This is a genomic window from Arhodomonas sp. KWT (assembly GCF_010993615.1).
Genome location: NZ_WNXE01000477.1, coordinates 1 through 1270, shown reverse-complemented (window position 1 = coordinate 1270; position 1270 = coordinate 1). Strand labels below are relative to the sequence as shown.

Sequence of the window (1270 nt, the reverse complement as noted above, 5' to 3'; positions counted from 1 at the left end):
TGGACACTTCCCTCCCTGATATCCGTGGGATCGGTGATATCCAGCAGCTTGTCGAGGACCGCGCGACGCTGCTCGGGAGTGGAGAACTCCGCCCGCATGAACATCTCGTCAAGGGCATCCACCTTGCTCCCGGGAAGCACCATGACGGCCTCCACCAGACGCCGGTCGATATCCTCCGGCTCCGGCACGAAAGTCACGAAGAGCTGGATCACAACCATTATCGCGATAACTGCGAACATCACCCTGGCGAATGGCCCGTCGCCGGAACCGCCACTACCGGTACCACCGCCGGCTGCACCACCACCACCACCACCACCTCCTCCTCCGCCTCCGCCTCCGCCTCCGCCGCCGATAGCGGCCCACGGCCGGTGGTCCGCGGGCGCGAGGGCGACGCGTGGATACACGCCCATGGCACAGGGCACGAACGGCCCATCGATGGGGGTGAAGGAAACGACGGACGTACTCATATCGGGATCCAGAGGGGGCGTTGTGGTGTTGGTTTTACCGCAGCGTGCGCGCTACGCCCGATCGATGCGTCGCCGGAGATCCTCGGCCATGCGCTCTCCCGCCGCCTCCTGCGCGGCCGCGGAAGGGCCGCTGTGCGCCGTCCGGGCGATGAACCGCACCGCGCTGCCGAAGCGGCACGACTCCCGCAACGTCAGGTGCAGCACGGGCAGAACCCGCTGGCTGCTGCCGCTTAGCGGGCACCAGCGGAAATCCACGTCCGCAAGGCCGGACAGGGGCACTCGCTCGGTATCGCGTCCGTCGCGCATCACGAGTGCATCGCCGGCATCGTAGACGTCGTCGACCAGCCCGGTGAACGTGCTCTGCCACTGCCACACGAGTAGTGCACCGGCGAACGGCAGGAAGGCGGCCACTTCGAACCGGCCGGCCAGCGCACTGAGCGTGACCGCCGCGATGCCGCAGACCAGACAGAACGCCAGCAGGATACGACGCCCCGGTCCGGTCGCGCGGGTGAGACCGCCCTGCATCTGGCGCCTGGAATCGGATATCCGCCGCATGCCCGTCCCCTCACCGTCTCACGAATGCGCATCCGTGCTTATCACCGGCACCATGCCGTACACGAAAGACCGGCCCGAGCGTGAAGGCTGTACGGCATGGCAGGGATTGTCCAGAGAGCGCCGGGACGGCTACGTCGCCGCAAGCACCCAGAGCGACACGGCGTTGATGAACGCGTGGGCGATGATGGCGGGCCAGAGGCTGGCGTAACGGAGGACGGCGACGGCGAGTATGGCACCGACGAGGGCGG

At 67.5% G+C, this 1270-nt stretch carries 3 protein-coding genes; all 3 read right to left on the bottom strand.

The window, feature by feature from the left end; translation table 11 throughout:
- On the bottom strand, nt 1-467 hold a 467-nt coding region (locus G7A99_RS24985), incomplete at its 3' end, for a hypothetical protein (RefSeq protein WP_205599952.1).
- Nucleotides 468-518: 51 nt separating this feature from the next.
- Nucleotides 519-1022, bottom strand: coding sequence for a hypothetical protein (locus G7A99_RS20045; protein ID WP_163143564.1), 504 nt, complete (start codon nt 1020-1022; stop codon nt 519-521).
- A 129-nt stretch (nt 1023-1151) separates the two neighbouring features.
- Entirely contained in the window at nt 1152-1253 is a 102-nt protein-coding gene (locus tag G7A99_RS25985) for a hypothetical protein (protein WP_371807644.1), read from the bottom strand.
- Nucleotides 1254-1270 lie beyond the last annotated feature (17 nt).

Coding starts and splice junctions, on each gene's coding strand:
- G7A99_RS20045 (WP_163143564.1), bottom strand. CDS start 1,022: ATGCGGCGGATATCCGATTCCAGGCGCCAGATGCAGGGCGGTCTCACC.